Consider the following 272-nt stretch of genomic DNA (forward strand, 5'->3'; position numbering starts at 1 on the left):
GTGAGAAATGGCTATCGAGAAACTTCTCGTAGTCATTAACCCTCGTAGCATTATTCAGCATTATTGGCATCTCTGGTCGAGGTGCCTTTTCAAACCAAATTTCAAGTTCTGATATCGTCATAGCACGAAGATATAAAAGGATAGGCAATATGTCAGGTTGCGTACAACATCATTATGTAAATATTGAAATTGTAGCGGGATTATTAAATAAATTACACATCACCAGCAAGATCTGCGTATCAAAAAAAGCTAAAAATCTTTTAATTCTTACT

The 272-nt window shown here is 34.9% G+C and carries 1 protein-coding gene; it reads right to left on the minus strand.

Translation table 11 applies throughout. From position 1 onward, the window contains the following. The coding region (locus tag SB724_RS20175; RefSeq protein ID WP_410572628.1) for a DUF6965 family protein at nucleotides 1-121 on the minus strand (121 nt) is incomplete at its 3' end. Nucleotides 122-272 lie beyond the last annotated feature (151 nt).

Source organism: Bacillus sp. SIMBA_031, assembly GCF_046535225.1.
Classification (GTDB): Bacteria; Bacillota; Bacilli; order Bacillales; family Bacillaceae; genus Bacillus; species Bacillus velezensis.